The following is a 26,365-nucleotide window of genomic DNA, read 5'->3' on the forward strand; positions in this document are numbered from 1 at the left end:
GAATGTGCCACGTTCCGGACACTTTTTTACTTTTGTTGCGCGTGAGATCTGCTGGCTGGGATTAGACCGTGAAAAAGGCTACACTTCGCCTTTGATAACTATTCATCACTATAAAAGAGGCGAAGTCCAACGTGGCTCAATTCGTTTATACCATGCATCGTGTCGGCAAAGTGGTTCCGCCGAAACGTCATATTCTTAAAAACATCTCTCTGAGTTTCTTCCCTGGCGCCAAAATCGGCGTGCTCGGTCTGAACGGCGCGGGTAAATCTACCCTGCTGCGCATCATGGCCGGCATTGACACCGACATCGAGGGCGAAGCACGTCCACAGCCAGGTATCAAGATCGGTTACCTACCGCAGGAACCGAAACTGAACCCGGAACATACCGTTCGTGAATCAGTTGAAGAAGCTGTTGCCGAAGTCGTTAACGCCCTGAAAGGCCTGGATGAAGTGTACGCGAAGTACGCTGAACCCGATGCTGATTTCGACAAGCTCGCCGCACAACAGGGCAAGTTTGAAGAGATTATTCAGGCGCACGACGGTCATAATCTCAACGTGCAGCTCGAACGTGCCGCTGACGCATTGCGTCTGCCAGACTGGGATGCAAAAATTGAGAAGCTCTCCGGTGGTGAACGCCGCCGTGTCGCGCTGTGCCGCCTGCTGCTGGAAAAGCCAGACATGCTGCTGCTCGACGAACCAACCAACCACCTGGATGCCGAATCTGTTGCGTGGCTGGAACGCTTCCTGCACGACTTCGAAGGCACTGTGGTGGCGATTACCCACGACCGTTACTTCCTCGATAACGTTGCCGGATGGATTCTGGAGCTGGACCGCGGCGAAGGTATTCCTTGGGAAGGTAACTACTCTTCCTGGCTGGAGCAGAAAGATCAGCGTCTGGCACAGGAAGCCTCTCAGGAAGCGGCCCGCCGCAAATCCATTGAGAAAGAACTGGAATGGGTGCGTCAGGGTGCCAAAGGCCGTCAGTCTAAGGGCAAAGCCCGTCTGGCTCGCTTTGAAGAGCTCAACAACACCGAGTACCAGAAACGTAACGAAACCAACGAACTGTTTATTCCACCAGGACCACGTCTGGGCGATAAAGTCGTTGAGGTCAGCAACCTGCGTAAATCCTACGGCGATCGTGTGCTGATCGACGACCTAAGCTTCTCCGTACCGAAAGGGGCTATCGTCGGCATTATTGGTCCGAACGGCGCGGGTAAATCGACTCTGTTCCGTATGCTGTCCGGTCAGGAACAACCTGACAGCGGCACCATCGAACTGGGTGAAACCGTCAAGCTGGCCTCCGTCGACCAGTTCCGTGACGCTATGGATAACAGCAAAACCGTGTGGGAAGAAGTATCCGGTGGGCTGGATATTATGCGTATCGGCAACACTGAAATGCCAAGCCGCGCCTACGTAGGCCGCTTCAACTTCAAAGGTGTTGATCAGGGTAAACGTGTAGGCGAACTGTCCGGTGGTGAGCGTGGTCGTCTGCACCTCGCGAAGCTGCTGCAGGTTGGCGGCAACATGCTGCTGCTCGATGAACCGACAAACGACCTGGATATCGAAACCCTGCGCGCGCTGGAAAACGCCTTGCTGGAGTTCCCGGGCTGCGCCATGGTTATCTCGCACGACCGTTGGTTCCTCGACCGTATCGCCACCCACATTCTGGATTACCAGGATGAAGGCAAAGTCGAGTTCTTCGAAGGTAACTTTACCGAATACGAAGAGTACAAGAAACGTACCCTGGGTGCAGATGCGCTGGAACCGAAGCGTATCAAGTACAAGCGTATTGCGAAGTAATACTACTCTAGCGGATGGCTCTGCCATCCGCTTTAATAAAACTTAATACGATTTTAAGTTAGAATATAATCATTCATTTGAGAATAAAAAAATGGTAATTTTATTGCCACCTCTCCTATATCCATCAAAAAATATAAATACTCTCAATACATACCACCTAAGAAAAACCAGTAATAGACAATCACAGTTGTAGTGTTTTAACAACTGTGCTAAAAAAACAGATACGTCATCAATTAAACATTAACTTATATAGTTTATATATAAATAGACCCCAGCAATATTAAAACTCATTTGATAACATACAAAGGAATGATATGTTTCATCACATTATTTATTTTGAGTTGTATCGGCAAAAAGAATGCAATCAATGGGATAGATGAATATCTCACGCCAAGAATATTCTATCATCCCAACCGATTAATTAAGCTCATCGAATAACTCATGGAAATAAAAAACACTTTACCCGATCACTCTATTGCCAGAAAAAAAAGACTGATCTGTTCAATTTTCAAAAAATGTCGCCAAATTGATATCCAGCATCATTTGTGGAAAACGATGATCGCGGCCCCGATGTGCCTGCTAATTGTCTATCTGGTGATTTTCTGTCAACCTCGCTACGTCAGCGAAGCTAAAGTCGCGGTCAAACGTCAAAACGAACTCGACAATAGCAGTCTGAATGTTGGCTTGATATTGGGCGCATCGACCCCCTCTTCTGCGGAAGACTCGCTGTATCTGAAAGAGTACATTAACTCTCCGGATATGCTACAAAGCCTGGATAAGAAGCTCAATTTCCATCGAGCCTTCAGCCAAAGCGGCTGGGACTTTCTTTACCATCTTCCCATAGATATCACCACAGAACGCTACCTTGAATACTACCGCTCCCGTCTGAGCGTTGATTACGACGAAAAATCAGGTTTACTGTCAATTCAGACGCAAGGCTTCACGCCTGAGTTTGCTCAACAATTTAACCAAGCCATACTTAAGGAGTCAGAGCGTTTTATTAATGAGCTCTCGCATAAAATCATACGCGAGCAGATGCAGTTTGCTGAGGATGAACTACAGCAGGCGAAAGATCGCCTGAACAACAGTAAGAGTCATCTTCTGGCGTATCAAAATAATAATAATGTACTCGACCCAGCAGCTTCAGCCGAAGCAGCCAGTACGCTGGTCAATACACTGATGAGTAAAAAAATAGAGATGGAGGCAGATCTACGCAATCTGCTGACCTATTTACGTGAAGATGCTCCTCAGGTGGTCAGTACCCAAAATGCCATTAAGTCATTACAAGCCCAGATTGAAGTTGAGCAAAACAAAATTACCGCACCTGATGGCAAAAAACTTAACAGCATGGCCGCTGATTTTGAAGAACTCAAAAACACGGTGAAATTTGATACCGATATATACGCCTTAGCGCTGAAAGCCATCGAGAAAACCAGAATGGAAAGCGCACGTAAGCTAAAAACGCTATCCATAATTAGCTCACCACAATTACCGCAAGAATCTCGCTTTCCGAACATCCCCTATCTCTTAGCGAGCTGGTTATTAGTGTGTTGTCTGCTTTTTGGTACGACCAAATTATTGATCGCCATTATTGAAGATCACAAAGAATGATATCCGCCACCGATATAAATGACAGAGTCTATTATGAAATTAGTTAAATCGATTCTTGTATTGAGCATCTTACTATCCTGCCAGGTTTTGGCTGTCGGAATTACTGCGGATCAGCAGCTAACCGGTGCTGCAGCACTCCCTGAAGCACTCGTAGCCAAAACACAGACCACGGACAACAGCGGCTTTGATAACACACCGATGCCAACGCCTGCACCGGTGTTAAGCCGTATGTTCGGTGCTCAGCTGTTTACCGGTACCACCGCTGATAGCGGTGCCAGTATCGGCTTTAATCCCAATTACATTATCGGACTTGGCGATACCATTCAGATTAGATTGTGGGGAGCATTTAATTTTGACGGAGCCCTCCCCGTCGATCCCAAAGGAAACATTTTTGTCCCCAACATCGGCCCACTGAACGTTAACGGCATAAATAACAGCCAGTTAAACAGTCGAGTGACGACCAAAGTGAAAGAAGTCTATCAGTCGAATGTCAACGTCTATGCTTCGCTTCTTCAGGCGCAACCGGTAAAAGTATTCGTCACAGGGTACGTCAGAAATCCCGGGCTATATGGCGGCGTCGCCTCCGATTCGCTGCTCTCTTATCTGAGTAAAGCGGGCGGAGTGGATAGTGAGCGAGGAAGCTACGTGGATATCACTGTGAAACGTGGTAAGAGTGTACGTGCACACGTCAATCTTTATGATTTTCTGCTCAATGGTTCACTGAATCTTTCTCAGTTTTCCGATGGGGATACAATTATCGTCGGCCCTCGACAATACACCTTTAGCGTAGAAGGTGATGTTTATAACAGCTATGACTTCGAGTTCCACAATAGCACCATTCCCGTTTCAGAAGCGCTGGCATGGTCGCGTCCCAAACCGGGAGCAACGCATTTCACTATTATCCGCCAGCAGGGGGCAATGAAGCGGACGGAGTATCACCCACTAAACAGTTCACCAGGCAAAATCCTGCAGGATGGCGATAAACTTATCATCAGCTCCGACCGCTACGCTGGCACCATACAGATTCGCATTGAAGGCGCTCACTCTGGTGAACATGCTGTCGTATTGCCATACGGCTCCACAATGAAACAGGTGCTGGCGCAGATTAAACCTAACAACATGTCGCAACTCAGTAGTATTCAGCTTTACCGCCACTCAGTGGCGACCCGTCAGAAAGAAATGCTGAATACCTCTTTGCAAAAACTGGAAGAGGCTTCTTTGTCCTCTCAATCCGCTACGCAGGAAGAAGCTCGACTGCGTGTGCAGGAAGCCCAACTCGTCAGTCGTTTCGTAGCAAAAGCACGTAACGTGGTGCCTAAAGGTCAGGTCGTCCTTAACGGAAGTAATCTTGATAACGTCATCCTGGAAGATGGCGACGTTATTACGATCCCGGAGAAAACCTCATTAGTTATGATCCATGGTTCGGTTCTTTTTCCCAACGCAATATCCTGGAACGAGAAGCTGGATGTGGATGATTACATTGAGAAGTGCGGCGGTCTGACTCAAAAGTCCGGTCAGTCGAAAATCATCGTTATTCACCAGGATGGTTCGGCGGTGGATGCCGACGACGTAGACGACGTTCTACCTGGCGATGAAATAATGGTACTGCCGATGTATGAAACTAAAAATCTGGAAGTCACACGGGGTATTTCCACCATTCTTTATCAGTTGGCTGTAGCAGCAAAAGTCATTCTGGACCTGTAAGACAAAGAGGGTGGCGGAGAGATTCCGCCACCAAAAAAACACTAACATGGAAGCCATTCAGGATGATAGGCATCTACTCTTCAGGTATCTGGCAGATCCCGCACCTTCAGAATTTTTTAGGTGAAGCGTGCCATAAACTGTCACATTTTTCGGCCCCAAATTCAGTCGACGCGATCGCCGTCTGGGGAGAGCGAGCCGTCTCTCAGCGTCCAATAGAACAGGCTAAAAAGGCCGGGCTGCCAATACTGCGGTTGGAAGACGGTTTTACCCGTTCATTAGGGTTGGGCATCAATGGAGCGCCACCTTTAGGCATGGTCGTTGATGATTTAAGCATTTACTACGATGCCAGCCGTCCCAGCCGCCTGGAAGTACTCATTCAGAAGGAAGCTAAAGAGCCACATTTACAACACGATGCTCTGCGGGCGATGGCCTTCATGGTTGAGAACGATCTCTCAAAATACAACCACTCACTTCCCTTTAATGAAGAGCACCATGCTGGCGTGACATTGGTCATTGATCAAACCTACGGGGATGTATCCATCACTCTGGGCGGTGCCAGTGAGAGACAATTCGCAGAGATGTTGTCCTGTGCCAAACGGGAGCAGCCTGAAGGCGAAATTTGGGTTAAAACACATCCTGATGTTTTGACAGGTAAGAAGAAAGGATATTTTGACAACCTGGCCCAGGATCCAAGTATTCGACTTATAACTGAAGATTTCAGCCCACAATCACTGCTACGGCATGTATCTACCGTTTATACCGTAACATCACAATATGGTATTGAGGCGCTGATGGCAGGTAAAAAGGTCATTTGTTTCGGTTTGCCCTGGTACGCAGGATGGGGCCTGACCGATGATCGGCATCAATTCGCAGATAGACTTGCCGCACGCCGAGGAAGCGCCCCACTTACCGCTCTGGTAGCGGCTGCCTGGCTGCAATATAGCCGCTATATCGACCCGTATACAGGTAACCCTGGTACGCTATTAAATGTGCTGGAATATCTCCATTTACAACGCACATACCTTCTGACTCGCCACGGAAATCTCTGGGCTCCGGGTATGACGCTTTGGAAAAGCAGCATAGTAAAACCTTTTCTGGCTACACCTACAAACCATGTCAATTTCTCACGCAGTGGACGGGGGGCCAACATCTGCGTGGTATGGGGGATCAAAGGAGAGCAACGCTGGCATGTGGCAGCATCACAGCGCGAGATTCCCGTTTGGCGAATGGAAGACGGTTTCTTGCGATCTTCCGGTTTGGGTTCAGATCTACAGCCTCCTCTATCCCTGGTTCTCGACAAAACAGGTATCTATTACGATGCCACGCGGCAAAGCGATCTGGAAAATTTACTAAACAATTCACATCTGACAAAAGAACAGCAGCAACGTGCCGAAGCGCTGAGGCAAAAGTTGATAGCCACCAAACTCAGCAAATATAACCTTGGTGAACAATGGGTAATTCCATGCGTAACTGCGGGGAAACGAAAATTACTGGTTACCGGTCAGGTTGAAAACGATGCCTCCATGGCTCGCGGAACACGGTCCACCAACACTAATTTGGCATTATTGCAGACCGTTCGTGCTCGTTACCCCAATGCCTTCATCATCTATAAACCCCACCCGGACGTTCTGGTGGGTAATCGTCCTGGACATATAGCAGAAAAAGATATGCAACAACTGGCTGATTGCGTGGCACTTGATGCCGATATTATCGAGTGTATTCAGCAGGTTGATGAAGTACATACTATGACGTCGCTATCAGGATTTGAAGCCCTCATACATGGTAAAAAAGTCTTTTGCTACGGCATTCCCTTCTATGCTGGCTGGGGGTTAACCACTGATGAACACACCTGTGAGCGCCGACAGAACTGCATCTCACTCAACGACTTGCTGTACCAAACGCTGATTAGCTACCCCATCTACATTCACCCGGAGCTGAAACTGTGCATTACACCTGAAATGGCCATTGACTGGTTGCTGGCTCAAAAGCGCCAGAACTTAAGTCTCAACCAACACAGAGCAAGCCAGTATCTGCAACGGCAAAGTCGAAAATTGCAAATGCTTTATAACGCCATGAAAACAAGATAACGAGAAGGATCTCTATGAACAGCAATACGATCAATACACTTCTCTCTGGTAAGAGTTACTTGCTACTACAAGGACCAATGGGACCGTTTTTCAATGAGATGGCGGAATGGCTGGAATCGCAGGGACGTAAAGCCACTAATGTTGTTTTTAATGCCGGCGACCGTTTTTATTGCCGGAAGCGGCAATATCTGGCCTACACGAAGACACCGAGGGAGTTTCCACATTGGTTAAAAGAGACATGGCAAGAAAATCCATTTGATACCATTCTGTGCTTTGGTGATTGCCGCCAATTACATCAGGCAGCAAAACGCTGGGCGCAGGCCAAAGGGGTACGTTTTCTGGCCTTTGAAGAGGGGTACTTACGACCGCACTTCATTACTCTCGAGAAAGGCGGCGTTAATGCTTATTCCTCAATTCCTAGAGAGCCAGAGTTTTACCGCAATTTACCCCCACAACCGGAGCTGGAGGTTCAGAGTTTAAAGCCTTCAACTAACCTGCGTATCTGGCATGCTATGTGGTATTACCTGATCAGTTGGATATATCGGACCCAATTTCCTCAATACAGACACCATAAAGTCTTTTCCCCCTGGTATGAAGCCAAATGTTGGATCCGTGCTGGCTGGCGTAAACAGTGGTATCGCTACAAAGAACGACACGTGATGACGTTGCTGAAAACAACATTGGATAAACGCTACTTTTTGGCCATTCTACAAGTATACAACGACAGCCAGATTCGAAATCATAGCCCGTATAAGGATGTGCGTAATTATATTAATGATGTTATGTACTCATTTTCTAAAAAAGCTTCACCAGCAGATTTTTTGGTGTTCAAACACCATCCGATGGATCGCGGACACCGCCTGTATGCACAGTTAATTAAAAAATTAGGCAAACTATATGGTGTAAGTAATAGGGTGATTTATGTGCACGATCTGCCAATGCCACGTTTGCTGACCCATACGAAAGCCGTCATAACTATCAATAGCACTGCTGGGATATCTGCGCTTATTCACAATAAGCCACTTAAGGTATTAGGGCAAGCTCTATATGATATTAAAGGGTTGACTTACCAAGGACATTTAAATCAATACTGGGGTGCTCACTTTAAGCCTGACACGAGGTTATTCAAGAAATTCAGCAAATATTTACGTGTAAACACTCAAATTAATGCAGTGTTTTATGGAAAGAAATCACCTGAAATGGTGCAATATCAGGTGACTCATAAAAAGAATATTACTGAAGGGAAGTGGTTCTTACAGTGACTTCAAAATACTTACATTTAATTAATCCTAGAAACCTAAATCCATAATACTTATAAAACCATTTGTCTTTTGCTCTATATTTTTCATCATATCCCGTCCAATGAAACATGGATAACAATCCATCTCCCTACTCACCGCTGATATTTAATCGCCGTATAATATTCACCATACCTCAAGCCATTTTTGACAATATAAAACTCCAAATTACTTTCACGTTTTAAATTTTCAATACACGGGGTTGATATAAATCACATATTATTTTTTAATCGAGATGAAACCAACTCACTACTTATGAAAAACATAATTTCATTTAATGAATTTTTAACAACATTGTTGTGGCGAGTGACAAACATTTCATCATTGTGAAAAACAATAAGTTTACTTCTTTTCATATAATTAATAGCATCTATTAAATGAGGTATATGATCAGAATATGTTTCATCATTTCGTGATGTAACTAGATATATCCTCCCTGGAGGAGTCAATGTTCTCCTAATAACTTCACCTAAATGCTCAGAGTAAAACTCTTTATCAGAGTCACTCGCTTCCTTAGGGTATATATACGAAAGATGGGACTTAAATTTATCAATCCATTTAACTAAATCAAACTGAGGTATTGCACAGATAGCAGCACCTACCCCAATTTCATGAGAAAAAAGCAATGCAGCGTATCCTCCCTTTGAAAAACCTAACATTATGACATCTTCCTTAAGGAGTTTATATTCTTTAATTTTCTCATTTATAAAGTAAATTACTGCATCTTTAGTATTAAGAGTTCCATTAATACCAAGATAATAATCGCCAACCATCCCATGATCATCTTTAATATATATCTTCCTGACGTTAAAGTGTTTTAGACCGGCTAAAAGAGTATAAGGATATCGTTTATCATCATCACTTGATTTTTCATCACCAAGAGATTGAAAAATAATTATTAATTTTCGCTCTCCTCGATAATTTTCAATAGGATATGGATCTTCAATATATGTTATAGTTGTTCCATTCATATGATCGAATTTTTTCTCATGAAATGCCATAATAATCCCTATCTGCTCGCATCATTTATTGGATATTTTCACAAAACTTAATTAATCAATTAAAATAATCGTAAAATTTTTGCGCGAACTTATTAAACTCATCATGACAATTTGCAGATGGAAATTCACAAGAACTAAAATCATTTGCACAAAAAGAATGGGGTAAATTATTGCCAGCTTTCGCATCTAGTAATCGATCATAGTAGAATGACGCAGTTGGTGAGCGGATATTAAAATAGTAGCTTATATCAATTTTAGGCGTTGACACGCCATAAATATACTGTAGATAGGGTACAAAAAAAGTAGCCATATTTATATCTGTTGTAGACCTAAATTTATTAGTTAAGAAATTCAAAATACGCTCCCCAAAGATATCATACGCTAATATATAATAACTTTTACGTAGCGGCACATAAGTGTGAACAAGATTATGATTAAAAGTTATATCAAACATCTCCAAAAAAAGATCATTGCTATTTTTACAAGCTATTGATGTAGATGTAAGTTTATCATGTTCGAAATTTATATTTTTATTCCCAATAAATATACTTGCAATTTCATTTGAGTGAAAAAAATGAGCTGCGCTGATTTCACGTGCCACAAAAAAATCATCATTAAAATAGATAAAATGCTCGGACAGATCATTAATATTGTGAAGACATGCTTCGATCACATGAGAGTTAAAAGTTGGTAAATATTTTTCAGGAATTATATCACGATGGTCTACAATATGTACTTTTTCTCTAATACCTATAGGAGTCGGAGGAATTTGAGAATCCGTAATAATATAGATATTACGAACCCAGGGCATATACATTTCCAAGCTTAATAGCGAATAGTAAATTTCATTATGATCATCAAACCTAGATTTTTCTAGTGCATGAGGTGTCGTATGACCGTCCCACAGATGAGAATAAGTGTCTCTTTTATTTTTCCATTGCAGGTCCAGATCCGAAACCCAAGTATAAACCACATCTATGTCAAAATCAGGAATGAATTGATTATCAATATTTTCACAAGCATCAATGATGCTATTTTCCCCACCAAAATGAGTTACTCCCTGGGTGAGATGAAGAGGATATTTATTTAACAAGGCATCTCTAAAAAAAATATTAGGTCGATTGAAAAGTTTTCTTATTTTCCGAAACATTAATTTACCTCAGCATCAACAAATATAAAATTTGAAGTATATCCAGAGTACAACAAACTATACGATTATCAGAAAGATATTTAATTTAGAAGTGTACTTATATATTGACGTTCACATCATCTTAATACACTCAATAAATATACCGTTAGCATATAAAATCTTTTGATATAAATCCATTTCAAAACCTAATCAACGCTACGAATTTTAAAATAAACAATCAGATCTCTAATAAGATATTATCTCCATTAGAGACCTTTGATCGTGAGCATCTATAACAATAATGGCCAGTATTCATTCAAAAAGTTAGTATACTCGAATTTATTTATTCTAAGTTTAGTTTGTTTTTTGGAATACTAATAATAATTTCATTTTCGAGTTTAGAAGTATGTGGCACTATAGAGTCGAGAAAAGTAGAGTATTCATCATCAACTTCCTTCCTCATCTTATTAAATGTAATTGCTAATGGACACCTACCAGAACCATGAACAGTTTGCAACCATGTTAGTTTCTCATGATGACCTCCATTAAGATTGGCAAATTGTATTTTAGTTTCCGAGCAATTTCTTCCGTAACAATTTACAGCATTTACAACCGGCAGAAATTTAAAAAAGTAAGAATCCAAATCATTTATTTTAAATAAAACTTGATGATACTGATTTAAAATTAAATTATTAACGCAACAATAATTCTCCACAGGATTAAATTTGTACTCAAAACTGCCATAAATGCTAGAAAATAAATCCTGCAATGTATTATTTTTTGATATTTGTTTTTTTATATAAGTAATACCTGACATTTCTTCATTAACAAAATAATCAAAGCCAGCCTCGCGTAAGAAGAAAAAGTTCAGTCCAACAAAAACAAAATACTCAAGTCGAAGTGAGCTTCTGGATATAACTTTCTCATAGAAATCATTATAGCTTTTATACACTGCATAATTAGCATTAGAACTTTCAATAGAATCCGATATATATGACACTCTATCGAAATATGTATATTTCTCTAATGTCCTACATTGATATTTTAATACATTACTTTTATTTTTATTTAAATTATCAATATTATCAATAATAACTAAATTGACTCTAACCGTTCCATTGTTTACTGCTAAAAGATGTTGAGCATTCCCATTCTCTTGTTTCATAGCTTTATGTCCATTTACTATTAGACTATTAGTTCTTTTTACTAACGCATCACTGAAGAACAAACGTGGCTTAGTTAGTAGTTTGGTTAATTTTGTCATTTAGAGCACTCGTTAATAAAACTCTTCATAACTTTTGAAATTTCATAGTGATCTATATACGTTCTTCGTGCCCCCTCACCAAGTTTTTTTAGTAACGTTTCATCATTCATTAGCATTTCCATTTTTCTGGAAAAATCTACGGTATCAAAGCAAGGTGATATAAGAGAGTTATAGCCATCTTTCAAAAATTCTTTTGGCCCATAACCAATGTCATAACTAATAACCGGTTTACCCATGCTAAAACTTTCAATATAAACCATACCAAAAGGTTCTTTGAACGCAGTAAGAGCACAGAATGAACTAGCATAAATCTCCTCATAAACCAAAGATGTTGGTTCACAAATCCTTACTTGTTCTGATAAATCATAATCTGCAATCATTTTTAATAATGATTCTTTCTTATCACCATCACCATATATATCAAGATTCCAGTCTGGATATTTTTTAGCAATTAAAGCAAAAGACTCTATCAATAAATTAAATTGTTTTATTTCAACTAGTCGACCAAATGATACTATTCTCTTAGGAGAGAGTATATTGCTACACCCTTTAATCATAGAAAGTTTATCTTCGATTCCATTAGGTATATTTGTTACATTAAATATACCATTATTAATATACTCCTCCTTTTGGAATCTTGTTAATGCGATCACTTTGTGTGCTTTCCGGTAAGTCCTCAGTATCGACTGTTGGATTTCATCACTATGTGAACTAAATTCTTTATGCTCCTGAGCCATAACAACATTGGAATTATGACTATATTTTATGATATTGACACATAATCCGGGAAAAGTACCAACGAGAGTACAATTTCTCAGTGTTCGTAGAATAAGAATTAGTTTTAAATCGGTTAAAATAGACAATCCAGAATATAAATCTTCAGTTTTCTTAAATAACCTTGATTTAAATTTTGATAGCAAGTTTTCATATTTATTTCGAAACTTACCTTTGCTTCTTGCGTCATTAAGATACTCTAATCTTACACTCGGGTCTAAATTGAGTTTGGGTATCGCTTCTGTTCTACGTAATGATATCACAGTGACCATATAACCAATTGATACTAAGTAATTCGCTTGATTAATTACAGTCTGAACTGTTCCTCCGACACCATATAAGTTATAACAAAAATATACGATATGATTTTGTTTTTTTTCGAGCAACTTATCTATAAGATAATTTGATTTACCAAAATTAGGATAGTCCTGTCTTACGATGGCACGATTACGTCTGGCCTTTAATGTCAATGCCTTATCAAAGTTTTCAAAAGAAAATATATTTTCCAATTCATCTATTGTTCTGACCGTTACTCCCAAAAAATCATTAGGCGAGTTCATAAAATGCCCACGTTCATGTTTGTAAAAATCGTAATCAAACTGAAGAAAAATAACAGGTATATTTAACAGGTTAAACTCAAAAGACACGGAAGAATAATCAGTAATGCATAATGCTGTATCTTTAAGGACAACATTGAAATCATTTTGACCAACAAACCCTATATTTCCTTCAAAAATTTCTTCAACCTCACGCTGTAAGTATAAAATTTTCTCATGCAGATAAAAAACTACCTTCAATTTGTGGTTATCAGCATACTCCATGATTCTTGTACTATCTTTTATTTTTTTCACAAGTGAAAGAAACGTATTTTCTTTTCCCTTAATAGTCCAATCATCTCTCCAGGTAAAAAAGAACAACATATTCTGATTGGTTTTTCTTATGTATTGAAGATTTTCATGTCTAGAAAGACCACTATTGACTAATCGGCATGATAAGAAGCCAATATTTGTTATTAACCGTTTAAGAATCTGAAGATCAGAGGAGTCCACTGATCTTCTATCATTGTAATAATTACTTAATATATATCTATAAAAGCCACGCAAATCATTCCTATCAAAATAACTTCGCAAATAAAATATCTTATGTTTAAGAATAATGTTATATGTTTGTTTTATGTCTTTCTGAGGTTGAAGAACATCTTTTACAATTTTATATTCCGAGCTTAGAGATGTGTGGAAATATCTAATCCTTCCATTATAATGCCCTTTATAAAAATGTACTTTTTTATATGATATAATTCCGTGCTGTAAATATATAATAGGAGACCACCCTCTGCTGAGAGGCTTTTTTTTGAAAGAAGGGAACACATCCATATAGCCATCATTAAGTACAAGGTAATCTGCTTTATAGAATAACCATCGATGTTTTAAACTATCTTTTATTATAACGTTTTTCGAATATGGCTTTAGCTTATCGCTATCTATATTGTTACGCCCACAAACATAATAAGTATTTTTAAACCCCTCATTAATTCTATGTGCAAAATAAGAAAATCCATTATCTCTCGCTTGCTCACCACCTTTTTCACTTATTAGAACAAGAAGATCTTCGCGATTCTTTACCGAATTCCTCATATAAAAGCACCCATCCATAGATTTTGTAATTAACAAGCAATCGTCATTTATACTTATTTTTTAGTGTGTTTATTTAAGAACGGATTCATGATATATAGTTAACGCTTCCACAACATCATCATATATAAACACTTCATTATCATTATTTATAACAATAGCCATATTACAATATTTCTTCAATAATTCATCACTATGTGACACCATTAGTAATGACATTTCTTTTGATCTTTCAGAAAATATCAAGTCACATTTTCTTTTAAATCGCGAATCACCAACAGCAGTAATTTCATCAACTAAATAATAATCAAATTTAAATGCCATACTTAATCCAAAACCTAACCTCGATCGCATCCCCGAAGAATACGTTTTAATCGGCATGTCAAAGTATTTTCCTAGTTCAGAGAACTCCTCCACAAAAGCAATAACTTCTCTGAAATCATTTTTTGCAGCATAAAGCCTGGCTACAAATTTCACATTCTCCCGACCAGTTAAGCTCCCCTGAAACCCTCCTGCCAATCCTACTGGCCATGAAATAGTTTGATCGGTTGTTATCATTCCACTATCTGGATGATCGATACCTCCAATCATACGAAGTAATGTAGATTTACCTGCACCGTTACGCCCAATCAGCGCAACACTCTTACCTGTTGGTAACTCAAAGTTTAAATCCTTGAATACGTAGTGACGCCCTTTCGACGTGATATATGATTTCGTTAAATTTTCGACTTTGATCATGATGAAGTTAGCATTGCTCTCCGCCGGAACCAATAACTGGCTAAACCAAGAAAAAAGATCCCTAGCGCACAAATAGCCAGATAGCCAAAACTCACTCCATCGCTAGTATAGTTAGCAACAACTGCCTCTCTGCTAAGTTCGACAACATGAACGATGGGATTCCAAAGGACATAGGACTGATACTGCTTAGGAATTGCCTGAAGTGGAAACATAATGCATGAAATAAAGTAAAGTGGCTTGATAACGATAGGAAGAAACTTTTCTGTTTCTGGGTGCGAGCTTCCTATCACCATAAAGATCAGTCCCACACCGCATGAAAATACAATGAGCAAAAACCATGTACTAAATAAGAGTAATACACGAGCAAGTGAAAAAATCTCACCGCACAAACTAAGAATCCCCATCAGAACCAGATAGACAAGGATATAAATAACCATTTCCAGCAAAGTCCTTGCAATTACTGTATCTACTGGTTTTACTGGTCTGTAATTAAATAGTCCCTGATTAGCTTCAATTGCTTTAATTGACCGAATGGATATGTCACTAAAAATGAAATAGGGAATAATACCATTAATCAAAAAAACCGGGAAAGATATATCAGGCATTGTGCGATGCATTATATATCCAAAGATAACTAACATTACCATAAGATGAGCAGCAGGTTCTAATATAGCCCAAAGGTATCCAAGACGATATTTTCCAAATCGTGTTTTAGCTTCCCGTAAAAATAATGCCTTAATTACTGAAATTTGGATTTCAATGCAATTTCTCGCCATGGCCATTCCATTATATTCGACATGCTACCGCCCTTAGCTTAAGCTGCCACAGGCTTATATATATTTTATTTAGTAGAAAAGTATCACGCGAAATTGTTAATGATACGCAGGAGAGTTGAAATCCACATACAAAATAACGCCCCTGATAGACATTATATGTAATACCTTTAAACCAGTAAGGGATATCTTACAATATAATATTGAAATAGAAAGAGACTAAATATTTTTTAAGATATTATTCATATAAAACATGAATATAATTAATCTAATGTCTTTAGGAAGTGATAATATTCACAATTAATATCATGCATAATACTTATATTATACATTATGGGTAGTATATAACGTATACTACCCATAAACTCTATACCCTCTCGCCCATCAGCCCTTTTACCAGCTCCACACAGCGCAAAAACCGCGAGTCATAATCAGCCTCCTCAACGTGCACAAATTTGATGTTGTTCTTCTCCAACATCGATACCAATAGCGTCTGAAACTCTTTGCGATCCACCGAACTCCCCAAGCTTCGTAATCCATCCGCAACCCATGGCGTGTTGTTTTCCAGCAGGATCACCAGGTCAAAGCGATACTCGTCAATCAATGCCTGCACAAACGGGTGCTCACGCCCTTCATACTTTTTGCAGAACGCCTGAGTGGTGACAAAGTCTGTGTCGATAAACGCCACTTTATTAGCATACTTAACTGCAAAATCAATGTATTGCGCTTGTCCTAGCGCGATCTTGTCGTAATCAGAATACTGCAGCGCCATCTCATCGCCGCCCAAATGGGAAAAGACGTAATCGCGCCCGTATTCCCATGCGCTGGTCGTATTGAAGATATTGGCAAGCTTATTCACCAGTGTCGATTTTCCACTCGACTCACCGCCGAGGATCGCCACGGTACGCACAAAGAAGGGTTTCACTTCCGTCGGAATGTATTCCCAATAGCGGAATGGATTTTCACGGATTTGCGCCCCGCTGATGCTCATAAAGGTCCGTTTTGGATCGACCAACACAGTTTCAATACCCAGATGTTCCAGATATTGCGGGGCGTCAGCTTCTTCAGAAGTGTAGATCCAGTTAGGCTGGATCCCCTTCTCTTGCATAAACGTTTTAATCCCGTTGCTCCAGACATCCCAGCCGTGCGGATATGGCTCCATACCTTCCTCATTAAAGGCATGAATACGGATATTTTTCTGATACTTAAACGTTTGCAGCAACCAGCGTAAACGGTCGGAAACCGTGGGTTGTTGTGACATAGCGCTGTCTTCAAACAGGCCCCGATCGCGCGTATCGTCATAGCCCATGATGATATGTAATTCATCGACCTGGCTACAGGCACGCTGAATCAGATAGATATGACCAGTATGCAATGGATAAAACTTACCAAAGACCACACCAATGTTTTTCTGCTGGCGGGGGAACTCCAGTCCCAGAAAACGGTGCAATGCCTCCAATTTTTGCGCACTGGGGCTTTTTATCTTGGCGTTCAGGAGTTGGCTTAAATACCCCTTGGTCATGCCACTGGCATCCGCCACCTGTTGCAGAGTACAGCCCTTTTGCTTAATGGCAGTTTTCAGATAATCAAATGACACAAGAGCCTCCTGCTTGCTATAAATTAACGTAATACCCATGGATCTCTGGTGGCAGGAAGGCGCAAACAAATCCCGATATGATTCGGGGCAGCGAACACGACCAACACACCTGTCGCCGGAAAGACGACGGGTATTTAATTATAAGTCGTCAAAAACGCTGAGCGCATCCGTGAGTTTTTTAACGCCAAAAACTTGCATGCCTTCTGGCGGTTTTTTCGGCACATTCGCGGCAGGTACAATCGCCCGACGGAATCCATGCTTCGCTGCTTCCGAAATCCGCTCTTGACCACTGGGAACCGGACGAATTTCACCCGCCAGCCCCACTTCACCGAAGACGACTAAATCCTGCGGCAACGGCCGGTCGCGAAGGCTGGAAACCATTGCCAGCAGCAGAGCCAAGTCTGCGCTGGTTTCAGTGACTTTTACACCACCCACCACGTTGACAAACACATCCTGATCCGCCATTTGCAACCCACCGTGACGATGCAGCACAGCCAGCAAAATGGCCAAACGGTTTTGCTCCAGCCCTACCGCAACACGGCGCGGGTTCGCCATCATTGAGTGATCAACCAGCGCCTGGATCTCCACCAACAGCGGACGTGTTCCTTCCCAGACAACCATCACGGAGCTACCGGGAGTGACCTCATCACCGCGACTTAAGAAAATGGCTGAAGGATTACTGACTTCACGTAGACCTTGCTCGGTCATCGCAAAGACACCAAGCTCATTCACTGCACCAAAACGGTTTTTATGGCTACGCAAAGTACGAAAACGGGAGTCAGCATCGCCGTCAAGCAACACTGAGCAGTCAATACAGTGTTCCAGAACTTTCGGCCCGGCCAGCGAACCGTCTTTGGTGACATGCCCAACCATAACAATCGCCACGCCCCGCGTTTTCGCAAAGCGTGTCAGGTAAGCAGCCGTTTCCCGAACCTGTGCCACGCTACCTGGCGAAGACTGGATATCAGCCATGTGCATTACCTGAATGGAGTCGATAACCATCAGTTTCGGCTGTTCTTCTTCGGCGATCAGGCAAATCTGTTCAATACTGGTTTCCGACAGCATATTCATATTCGCAGTCGGTAGTCCAAGTCGATGCGCACGCATTGCCACCTGTTGCAAGGATTCTTCCCCCGTGACGTACAGGGTTTTCATCTGCTCGCTGAGCTTACACAGCGTTTGCAGCAGTAGCGTTGATTTCCCTGCACCAGGGTTACCGCCGATCAAAATAGCGCTGCCAGGCACCACGCCACCACCCAGCACGCGGTCAAACTCTTTAAAACCGGTAGAAAAACGCGGCAGTTCCTCAAGACTGATTTCCGACAGTTTCTGAACCTTTGCGACGCCTGCATTGCCAGCGTAACCGCTGAGTCGCTCGTTGCGCGCCACTGTTGGTGATGCAGCAAGGCGTACCTCGGTAATGGTATTCCAGGCCTGACAGGCGCTACATTGCCCCTGCCAGCGCGGATAATCGGCCCCACATTCGTTACAAACAAAGGCGCGCTTAGGAGCTTTTGCCACGTTTTACCTCGTTATTTCTGATTCATACTGCCGGAGAGAATGCAGAACACCCCCATCAGATCGGCATGACGGATAGTGATTTCCGTCTTTTCATTCACTTTCGGTTTAGCATGGTAAGCGATACCCAACCCTGCCGTTTTGATCATCGGCAGATCGTTCGCACCATCGCCAATCGCGACCGTTTGCGCTATAGGGATTTCATGCTCTAGTGCCAGTCGAGTCAGGGTATTAGCTTTGTACTGGGCATCGACGATATCGCCAGTCACGTTGCCGGTAAATTTACCGTCCATGATTTCCAGCTCATTCGCCACCGCTGCAGTCAGCCGCAGTTTTTGACGCAGGTATTCCGCAAAGAAGGTAAACCCCCCAGAGGCGATAGCCACTTTCCATCCGAGAGTTTCCAGCTTCAGCACCAGTTGCGTCAGGCCGGGCATCAGGGGCAGAGTTTCACGCACCTGATGCAGAATGTTTGCGTCAGCGCCCTTGAGGGTCGCGACACGGCTACGAAGGCTGGCGGTGAAGTCCAGCTCACCACGCATCGCACGCTCCGTCACTTCCGCAACCATCTCACCGGTTCCCGCCAGTTTAGCGATCTCATCTATACACTCGATCTGGATAGCGGTTGAGTCCATGTCCATCACCAGCAGACCAGGCGTGCGCAAATGCGGGATTTTGCCCAGTGGCGCAACATCCAGTTTGGCATCATGCGCCAGTTTTGTCGCACGCGGTGTTAACGACCCTGCCAGGCGAATGACCTGATAATCTTCGACGCACCAGGCTGCCACAATAACCATCGCCGCTCCCAGCTTGCTTTGGTATTGCGTTAAGCGTTGTTTATCCAGCCCACGACCATACAGCAGCCAGCCACTCCGGCCCGCGTGGTAATCCAGCGGCATCACTTCATCGCCACTTAAAGAGAGGGGCAGACCTGGCCACAGAGAGACATCTTCAGGTAGATCGCACCAGGTAATGTTAGGCATTAAAGCTCCTGTAAAATCGTTCGGGTCGGAATCATCCAGGGAAAATAACGCATGAGGCTACCTTGTAACCAGCGCTTCTGGCAACATTAAGCCTCAAATTTTCAGTAGGTGGAATATGGCTCGCGCAAAACTGAAATTCCGACTTCATCGTGCAGTGATTGTATTGTCCTGCCTCGCGCTACTCGTCGCACTCATGCAAGGCGCATCATGGTTTAGTCAAAGCCATCAACAGCAGCGTAACCCACAGCTGGAAGAATTGGCTCGCACGCTGGCTCGCCAGGTCGCGTTAAACGTCGCACCACTGATGCGAACCGAAACACCGGATGAGAAACGTATTGCTTTCGTACTACATCAGCTCACCGAAGAGAGCCGTATTCTGGATGCGGGAGTCTATGATGAACAGGGCGATCTCATTACACATGCCGGTGAGAGCGTGGATGTACGTGATCGGCTGGCGCTGGACGGTAAAAAAGCCGGTGGCTATTTTAATCAGCAGATTGTCGAACCCATTCAGGGGAAAAACGGCCCGCTGGGCTATCTACGCCTGACGCTTGATACCCACACACTCGCCACTGAGGCGAAGCAGGTGGATAACACCACCAACATTCTACGCCTGATGCTGCTTCTGTCACTGGCTATTGGTGTAGTGTTAACCCGAACACTACTTCAAGGCAAGCGTACCCGTTGGCAACAATCCCCGTTCCTGCTTACCGCCAACAAACCGGTACAGGAAGAAGACACTGAGAAAAAAGAGTAATTTACCAGAAAGGAAATCGACCATGACAACATTACGCCTGCTCATCTCTGACTCTTACGATCCATGGTTTAACCTGGCCGTTGAAGAGTGCATTTTTCGTCAAATGCCCGCTACGCAGCGCGTTCTGTTTTTATGGCGCAACGCTGATACGGTAGTCATTGGCCGGGCGCAAAATCCGTGGAAAGAGTGCAATACCCGGCGCATGGAAGAAGACAACGTCCGGCTTGCACGTCGCAGCAGCGGCGGCGGCGCGGTGTTTCACGATCTGGGTAATACTTGCTTTACCTTTATGGCAGGCAAACCAGAATACGACAAAACCATATCCACCACTATCGTACTCAATGCATTAGCTTCTCTTGGAGTCGATGCTGATGCATCCGGGCGCAACGATCTGGTCGTCAAAACAGCCGAGGGCGATCGCAAAGTCTCTGGCTCTGCCTATCGGGAAACCAAAGACCGTGGCTTCCACCACGGCACACTGCTGTTAAATGCCGATCTCAGCCGTTTGGCTAACTATCTAAATCCGGATAAAAAGAAACTCGCCGCCAAAGGGATTACCTCCGTACGCTCACGCGTTGCGAATCTTACTGAATTGCTGCCGGGCGTCACCCATGAACAGGTGTGCAAGGCAGTAACCGATGCCTTTTTTGCCCACTACGGTGAACGTGTAGAAGCAGAGATTATCTCTCCCGACAAAACACCGGATCTGCCGAATTTTGCCGAAACTTTCGCTCGCCAGAGCAGTTGGGAGTGGAATTTTGGCCAGGCTCCTGCTTTTTCGCATCTGCTGGATGAGCGCTTCACCTGGGGCGGCGTAGAACTGCATTTCGACGTTGAAAAAGGGCATATTACCCGCGCGCAGGCCTTCACTGACAGCCTCAACCCCGCCCCGTTAGAAGCGTTGGCGAATCGTCTGCAAGGATGTCTGTACCGCGCTGATATGTTGCAGCATGAGTGCGAGGCATTGTTGGTCGACTTCCCGGACCAGAAAGAAGAACTCCGGGAGCTTTCGGCATGGATTGCCAGAGCAGTGCGTTAAGCAATTGAGATAACTGCCGGATGGAGGCTACGCCTTATCCGGCAGTATTATAGACCCGGTAAGCAAAGCGTCACCGGGCACAAACCGAACTTATTCTTTATCGCCCAGCAGAACAGATTCCAGCGCGATTTTGATCATGTCGTTGAAGGTCGTCTGACGCTCAGCAGCAGTAGTCTGCTCATGAGTACGGATATGGTCAGATACGGTGCAAATGGTAAGCGCTTTCGCACCAAACTCAGCCGCAACGCCGTAGATACCCGCAGCTTCCATTTCCACACCCAGCACGCCGTATTTTTCCATTACGTCGAACATTTCGCCGTCCGGGGAGTAGAACAGATCGGCGGAGAACAGGTTGCCAACACGCGCATCTACACCCAGAGCTTTTGCAGCATCAACAGCGTTACGCACCATGTCGAAATCAGCAATAGCGGCAAAATCATGATCTTTAAAGCGGATACGGTTAACTTTGGAATCGGTGCATGCACCCATACCAATTACCACGTCACGCAGTTTGACATCCATACGCACCGCACCACAGGAACCCACGCGAATGATTTTCTTCACGCCGAAATCGGTGATCAGTTCTTTGGTATAGATAGAGCAGGATGGGATACCCATGCCATGACCCATAACTGAGATCTTACGGCCTTTGTAAGTACCGGTGAAACCTAACATGCCACGAACGTTGTTTACTTCGCGGACATCTTCGAGGAAAGTTTCAGCAATGTGCTTAGCACGCAGCGGGTCGCCAGGCATCAATACGACGTCAGCGAAATCACCCATTTCTGCATTAATATGTGGAGTTGCCATAAATTATCCTTAATTAAATAGTGGAAATACCCTAAGGATTTCACGTTGTAGGAAGGCGGCTATTTCGTTCACCACAGGAGCATAGATTCACTATGTGACCGGGGTGAACGAATGAAGTCAACGAGCCTACGGCGCGAAAGACAACGGGTATTACAGCATGTTTTTACCGTAGTCCATTGGCGACGTACCGAAGTAGCTTGCCAGCGTCTGACCAATATCCGCGAATGTTTCACGGTGACCTAAAGAACCAGGTTTTACTTTCGGGCCATAGATCAGCACCGGAATGTGTTCACGGGTGTGATCGGTACCAGTCCAGCTCGGATCGCAACCGTGGTCAGCGGTCAGGATCAGAATGTCATCTTCCCCCACCAGCTCCATCAGCTCAGGCAGACGGCGGTCGAACAGCTCCAGACCTGCAGCATAGCCGGCGATGTCGCGGCGGTGTCCCCAGGAGGAGTCAAAGTCGACAAAGTTAGTGAAGACGATGGTCTCATCACCCGCTTCTTTCATCTCTTTAATCGTTGCGTCGAACAGTGCGTCCAGACCCGTCGCTTTCACTTTTTTAGTGATACCGCAGTTCGCGTAAATGTCCGCAATTTTACCAACAGATACGACATGGCCTTTTTTCTCGTCAACCAGTTTCTGCAGTACCGTCGGTGCTGGCGGTTCGACGGCCAGGTCGTGACGGTTACCGGTACGCTGGAAGTTACCGGCCTTATCGCCGATAAACGGACGCGCGATAACGCGGCCAATGTTGTAACCACCTTCGGTCAGCTCTTCGCGTGCGATTTCGCACAGCTCGTAGAGTTTATCCAGGCCATAGGTCTCTTCATGGCAGGCAATCTGGAATACGGAGTCAGCCGAAGTGTAGAAAATCGGCTTGCCGGTTTTCATATGTTCTTCGCCCAGTTGGTCCAGAATCACCGTACCGGAAGAGTGGCAATTACCGAGATAGCCCGGCAGGTTGGCACGTTTTACCAGTTTATCCAGTAGCTCTTGTGGGAAGCTGTTTTCATGATCGGAGAAATAGCCCCAGTCAAACAGAACCGGAACACCAGCGATTTCCCAGTGACCAGACGGAGTGTCTTTCCCGGAAGAGAGTTCATGCGCCCATGCGTAAGCACCAATGACTTCCGCATTGCCGTCCATACCGGCCGCAATTTTACCGGTAGAACCTTCGTGAGCTTTCACCAGGCCCAGACGGGTCAGGTTAGGCAGATTCAGCGGACCTTTGCGACCATTGTCAGCTTCGCCCTTCGCACAGGCTTCTGCAATATGTCCCATAGTGTCTGAACCTACGTCGCCAAAGCGATCCGCATCTTCAGTCGCACCAATACCAAAGGAGTCCAGCACCATAATAAATGCACGTTTCATCTTGTTCTCCATACATCTGCGCCGCAAAAAAGCGATCAGATCAGTATACAGTTATTCGGTAATACGACGATAGACTGTCGGTGTAATTTCTGGCGCTTTGTCGTCAAGGCTGATTGCCGCTTTGACGGCTTTCGCCGCTTCCTGCCAGCTGGCTTCATCTTTGGCGTGGATCACTGCCAGCGGACGTTGTCCATCTACGCTGTCACCCAAACGCGCCATATCAGTAAAGCCGACGCTGTAATCAATCGTGTCAGATGCCTGACGGCGACCGCCGCCCATGGAAACTACCGCCATACCCAGTGCACGGGTATCCATCGCGCTAACGAAACCTTCGGTATCAGCATATACCGCTTTGCTGAGCATTGCCGTCGGGAGGTACTTCGCGTAGTTTTCGACAAAATCGGTCGGTCCCTTCTGCGCCGCAACCATGCGACCAAAAATTTCCGCCGCTTTACCGTTATCCAGTACCGCCTGCAACCTGGCGCGGGCTTCAGCATCGTCTTTCGCAAGTTTGCCGGAGATCAGCATCTCCACGCACAGCGCCATGGTGACGTCAAACAGACGCGGGTTACGGTATTCACCCGTCAGGAACTGTACAGCTTCGCGAACTTCTACCGCGTTACCGGCGCTGGAGGCCAGCACCTGATTCATATCGGTTAACAGTGCGGTAGTACGCACACCCGCACCATTCGCCACACCAACAATCGCTTCGGCAAGGGCAGCCGAAAGTTCATAGGTCGGCATAAAGGCACCGCTGCCTACTTTCACGTCCATCACCAATGCATCCAGCCCTTCCGCCAATTTTTTCGCCAGAATAGAGCCAGTAATCAGTGGGATGGAGTCCACGGTCGCGGTAATGTCGCGGGTGGCATAAAAACGTTTATCCGCCGGTGCAAGCGAGCTGGTTTGACCAATAATCGCAACACCCACGTCTTTAATAATTTCACGGAATCGAGCGTCATCCGGGAAGATGTCAAATCCCGGAATGGCTTCCAGTTTATCAAGCGTACCACCGGTATGGCCCAGACCACGCCCGGAGATCATCGGAATATAACCACCGCATGCAGCGACCATCGGGCCTAACATCAGTGACGTTACGTCACCCACGCCACCGGTAGAGTGTTTATCCACAATCGGGCCGTTCAGTTGCAGACTCTTCCAGTCCAGCACGGTTCCTGAATCACGCATTGCCATGGTCAGCGAAACACGCTCTGGCATTGTCATATCGTGGAAGAAAATAGTCATCGCCAGGGCGGCGATTTGCCCTTCAGAGATGGTGTTATCGCGAATACCATTGATAAAGAAACGAATTTCTTCATCGCTCAGCGCATGACCATCACGTTTTTTACGAATAATTTCTTGTGCGAGAAACAAGGTAACCTCCCGATTATGGGCCGGGTAAGCAAGATGCCACCCGGCAAGTCGTATTGATGCCGGAGGGTGACTAACACCTTGTCCGGCCTACGATGGGCAATTGAAACTTAGTAGCTGCTTGCGCTCTTACCATCACCGTGACCCAGCGCTTTCAACAAGCTAGCCAGCAGGCTGGATGCACCGAAGCGGTAGTGGCGGGAATCAGCCCAATCAGCACCAAACAGTTCGTCCGCAATAGCCAGGAACTGCTGTGCGTCTTCCGCAGTACGTACGCCGCCAGCCGGTTTGAAGCCAACCGTTTTTTCCACACCCATATCGCGGATCACTTCCATCATGATGCGTGCGCTTTCCGGCGTCGCATTTACTGGTACTTTACCGGTAGAGGTTTTGATGAAATCAGCACCGGCTTTGATGGAGATTTCAGAGGCTTTACGAATCAAGGCTTCTTCTTTCAGTTCGCCTGTTTCGATAATCACTTTCAGCAGCACATTTGCCGCAGCACATGCGTCTTTACAGGCTTTAACCAGATCGAAACCAATCTGCTCGTTACCAGCAATCAGCGCACGGTACGGGAATACCACGTCAACTTCGTCCGCACCGTAAGCGATAGCGGCGCGGGTTTCTGCCAGCGCAATCTCGATGTCGTCGTTGCCGTGCGGGAAGTTTGTCACTGTGGCAATGCGGATGTCCGGCGTGCCCTGCTCTTTCAGAGTTTTACGAGCAATAGGGATGAAACGCGGATAAATACAGATTGCTGCCGTGTTACCAACCGGGGTTTTAGCCTGATGACACAGCGCGATCACTTTTTCATTCGTGTCGTCGTCATTCAGGGTAGTCAGATCCATCAGTTTCAGTGCACGCAGGCTGCTTGCTGTTAAATCGGTCATAACATTCTCCAACGGCATCGCCGTATAAAATTTCACCTTGCGAGTTTGTTAGTATTCTAACATCCACTCGCTATTACACTTCGATATACATCACAGTTAATGAAAACCACATACAGATTTGCATTACTCTAATGAGATCTACTTCAAATAAATAACCTTTACCGGCAGGATGTGATGGCTTCAGCCACATCCGGATCAAAGGTTGATGTTGTACAGC

At 44.4% G+C, this 26,365-nt stretch carries 20 protein-coding genes; 7 read left to right on the plus strand and 13 right to left on the minus strand.

The window, feature by feature from the left end; genetic code table 11:
- Window positions 1–131 precede the first annotated feature (131 nt).
- The 5 genes from ettA (at window position 132) to SK36_RS17630 (ending at window position 8,463) form a co-directional block, all read left to right on the plus strand.
- Complete coding sequence (gene ettA, locus SK36_RS17610) at window positions 132–1,799, plus strand: energy-dependent translational throttle protein EttA (RefSeq protein WP_045439535.1); 1,668 nt, start codon at window positions 132–134, stop codon at window positions 1,797–1,799.
- 555 nt (window positions 1,800–2,354) lie between these two features.
- Window positions 2,355–3,410, plus strand: coding sequence for a capsule biosynthesis protein (locus tag SK36_RS17615; protein ID WP_190284572.1), 1,056 nt, complete (start codon window positions 2,355–2,357; stop codon window positions 3,408–3,410).
- A gap of 33 nt (window positions 3,411–3,443) precedes the next feature.
- Window positions 3,444–5,114: a polysaccharide biosynthesis/export family protein gene (locus tag SK36_RS17620; RefSeq protein WP_048222098.1), complete on the plus strand. Its 1,671-nt coding sequence runs from the start codon at window positions 3,444–3,446 to the stop codon at window positions 5,112–5,114.
- Window positions 5,115–5,176: 62 nt separating this feature from the next.
- Window positions 5,177–7,201, plus strand: coding sequence for a capsular polysaccharide biosynthesis protein (locus SK36_RS17625; protein WP_048222100.1), 2,025 nt, complete (start codon window positions 5,177–5,179; stop codon window positions 7,199–7,201).
- 14 nt (window positions 7,202–7,215) lie between these two features.
- The gene (locus SK36_RS17630; RefSeq protein ID WP_048222102.1) at window positions 7,216–8,463 is read left to right on the plus strand and encodes a capsule biosynthesis protein; all 1,248 of its coding nucleotides are present in this window, start codon (window positions 7,216–7,218) and stop codon (window positions 8,461–8,463) included.
- 248 nt (window positions 8,464–8,711) lie between these two features.
- On the opposite strand, the gene SK36_RS17635 is transcribed toward SK36_RS17630, so the two are convergent.
- The 9 genes from SK36_RS17635 to serB form a co-directional block, all read right to left on the minus strand.
- The gene (locus SK36_RS17635) at window positions 8,712–9,500 is read right to left on the minus strand and encodes a hypothetical protein (protein WP_048222104.1); all 789 of its coding nucleotides are present in this window, start codon (window positions 9,498–9,500) and stop codon (window positions 8,712–8,714) included.
- A 55-nt stretch (window positions 9,501–9,555) separates the two neighbouring features.
- Window positions 9,556–10,650, minus strand: coding sequence for a hypothetical protein (locus SK36_RS17640; RefSeq protein ID WP_048222106.1), 1,095 nt, complete (start codon window positions 10,648–10,650; stop codon window positions 9,556–9,558).
- Window positions 10,651–10,972: 322 nt separating this feature from the next.
- Complete coding sequence (locus tag SK36_RS17645; RefSeq protein ID WP_048222108.1) at window positions 10,973–11,893, minus strand: hypothetical protein; 921 nt, start codon at window positions 11,891–11,893, stop codon at window positions 10,973–10,975.
- The gene (locus tag SK36_RS17650; protein WP_048222109.1) at window positions 11,890–14,301 is read right to left on the minus strand and encodes a glycosyltransferase; all 2,412 of its coding nucleotides are present in this window, start codon (window positions 14,299–14,301) and stop codon (window positions 11,890–11,892) included. The genes SK36_RS17645 and SK36_RS17650 overlap by 4 nt, the downstream gene beginning before the upstream one ends.
- A gap of 69 nt (window positions 14,302–14,370) precedes the next feature.
- The gene (locus SK36_RS17655; RefSeq protein ID WP_048222111.1) at window positions 14,371–15,036 is read right to left on the minus strand and encodes an ABC transporter ATP-binding protein; all 666 of its coding nucleotides are present in this window, start codon (window positions 15,034–15,036) and stop codon (window positions 14,371–14,373) included.
- Window positions 15,033–15,812 (minus strand): ABC transporter permease, encoded by a 780-nt coding sequence (locus tag SK36_RS17660; protein ID WP_048222113.1) that lies wholly within the window; start codon window positions 15,810–15,812, stop codon window positions 15,033–15,035. Before SK36_RS17660 ends, SK36_RS17655 begins: the two co-directional genes overlap by 4 nt.
- Window positions 15,813–16,176: 364 nt before the next feature.
- Complete coding sequence (gene nadR / locus SK36_RS17665) at window positions 16,177–17,406, minus strand: multifunctional transcriptional regulator/nicotinamide-nucleotide adenylyltransferase/ribosylnicotinamide kinase NadR (protein WP_370637015.1); 1,230 nt, start codon at window positions 17,404–17,406, stop codon at window positions 16,177–16,179.
- Between the two features lie 138 nt (window positions 17,407–17,544).
- Window positions 17,545–18,927: a DNA repair protein RadA gene (radA, locus tag SK36_RS17670; RefSeq protein WP_045439506.1), complete on the minus strand. Its 1,383-nt coding sequence runs from the start codon at window positions 18,925–18,927 to the stop codon at window positions 17,545–17,547.
- A gap of 11 nt (window positions 18,928–18,938) precedes the next feature.
- On the minus strand, window positions 18,939–19,907 hold the full coding sequence (gene serB / locus SK36_RS17675; RefSeq protein ID WP_045439503.1) for a phosphoserine phosphatase: 969 nt from the start codon (window positions 19,905–19,907) through the stop codon (window positions 18,939–18,941).
- A 115-nt stretch (window positions 19,908–20,022) separates the two neighbouring features.
- Between serB and SK36_RS17680 the strand changes: the two genes are divergently transcribed.
- Both SK36_RS17680 and lplA read left to right on the plus strand, forming a co-directional pair.
- The gene (locus tag SK36_RS17680) at window positions 20,023–20,664 is read left to right on the plus strand and encodes a YtjB family periplasmic protein (protein WP_045439500.1); all 642 of its coding nucleotides are present in this window, start codon (window positions 20,023–20,025) and stop codon (window positions 20,662–20,664) included.
- A gap of 22 nt (window positions 20,665–20,686) precedes the next feature.
- Window positions 20,687–21,703, plus strand: a complete 1,017-nt coding sequence (gene lplA, locus SK36_RS17685) for a lipoate--protein ligase (RefSeq protein ID WP_048222115.1) — start codon at window positions 20,687–20,689, stop codon at window positions 21,701–21,703.
- Window positions 21,704–21,793: 90 nt separating this feature from the next.
- Here lplA and deoD read toward each other — a convergent pair whose 3' ends face one another.
- From deoD to deoC, 4 genes are all read right to left on the minus strand, one after another.
- A complete protein-coding gene (deoD, locus tag SK36_RS17690; RefSeq protein ID WP_000224864.1) occupies window positions 21,794–22,513 on the minus strand; it encodes a purine-nucleoside phosphorylase in 720 nt (239 codons plus the stop codon).
- Between the two features lie 150 nt (window positions 22,514–22,663).
- A complete protein-coding gene (deoB, locus tag SK36_RS17695) occupies window positions 22,664–23,887 on the minus strand; it encodes a phosphopentomutase (RefSeq protein ID WP_045439490.1) in 1,224 nt (407 codons plus the stop codon).
- 51 nt (window positions 23,888–23,938) lie between these two features.
- Window positions 23,939–25,261 (minus strand): thymidine phosphorylase, encoded by a 1,323-nt coding sequence (deoA, locus tag SK36_RS17700; RefSeq protein WP_045439487.1) that lies wholly within the window; start codon window positions 25,259–25,261, stop codon window positions 23,939–23,941.
- 107 nt (window positions 25,262–25,368) lie between these two features.
- Entirely contained in the window at window positions 25,369–26,148 is a 780-nt protein-coding gene (gene deoC / locus SK36_RS17705) for a deoxyribose-phosphate aldolase (RefSeq protein WP_197086132.1), read from the minus strand.
- Window positions 26,149–26,365 lie beyond the last annotated feature (217 nt).

The organism is Citrobacter sp. MGH106 (genome assembly GCF_001037495.1).
Classification (GTDB): domain Bacteria; phylum Pseudomonadota; class Gammaproteobacteria; order Enterobacterales; family Enterobacteriaceae; genus Citrobacter; species Citrobacter murliniae.

Excerpts from the sequence above, each read along its gene's own strand:
- SK36_RS17615 (WP_190284572.1), top strand. The coding sequence starts at position 2,355 with ATGATCGCGGCCCCGATGTGCCTGCTAATTGTCTATCTGGTGATTTTC.
- SK36_RS17620 (WP_048222098.1), top strand. The coding sequence starts at position 3,444 with ATGAAATTAGTTAAATCGATTCTTGTATTGAGCATCTTACTATCCTGC.
- SK36_RS17625 (WP_048222100.1), top strand. The coding sequence starts at position 5,177 with ATGATAGGCATCTACTCTTCAGGTATCTGGCAGATCCCGCACCTTCAG.
- SK36_RS17630 (WP_048222102.1), top strand. The coding sequence starts at position 7,216 with ATGAACAGCAATACGATCAATACACTTCTCTCTGGTAAGAGTTACTTG.
- SK36_RS17635 (WP_048222104.1), bottom strand. The coding sequence starts at position 9,500 with ATGGCATTTCATGAGAAAAAATTCGATCATATGAATGGAACAACTATA.
- SK36_RS17640 (WP_048222106.1), bottom strand. The coding sequence starts at position 10,650 with ATGTTTCGGAAAATAAGAAAACTTTTCAATCGACCTAATATTTTTTTT.
- SK36_RS17645 (WP_048222108.1), bottom strand. The coding sequence starts at position 11,893 with ATGACAAAATTAACCAAACTACTAACTAAGCCACGTTTGTTCTTCAGT.
- SK36_RS17650 (WP_048222109.1), bottom strand. The coding sequence starts at position 14,301 with ATGAGGAATTCGGTAAAGAATCGCGAAGATCTTCTTGTTCTAATAAGT.
- SK36_RS17655 (WP_048222111.1), bottom strand. The coding sequence starts at position 15,036 with ATGATCAAAGTCGAAAATTTAACGAAATCATATATCACGTCGAAAGGG.
- SK36_RS17660 (WP_048222113.1), bottom strand. The coding sequence starts at position 15,812 with ATGGCGAGAAATTGCATTGAAATCCAAATTTCAGTAATTAAGGCATTA.
- serB (WP_045439503.1), bottom strand. The coding sequence starts at position 19,907 with ATGCCTAACATTACCTGGTGCGATCTACCTGAAGATGTCTCTCTGTGG.
- SK36_RS17680 (WP_045439500.1), top strand. The coding sequence starts at position 20,023 with ATGGCTCGCGCAAAACTGAAATTCCGACTTCATCGTGCAGTGATTGTA.
- lplA (WP_048222115.1), top strand. The coding sequence starts at position 20,687 with ATGACAACATTACGCCTGCTCATCTCTGACTCTTACGATCCATGGTTT.
- deoD (WP_000224864.1), bottom strand. The coding sequence starts at position 22,513 with ATGGCAACTCCACATATTAATGCAGAAATGGGTGATTTCGCTGACGTC.
- deoB (WP_045439490.1), bottom strand. The coding sequence starts at position 23,887 with ATGAAACGTGCATTTATTATGGTGCTGGACTCCTTTGGTATTGGTGCG.
- deoC (WP_197086132.1), bottom strand. The coding sequence starts at position 26,148 with ATGACCGATTTAACAGCAAGCAGCCTGCGTGCACTGAAACTGATGGAT.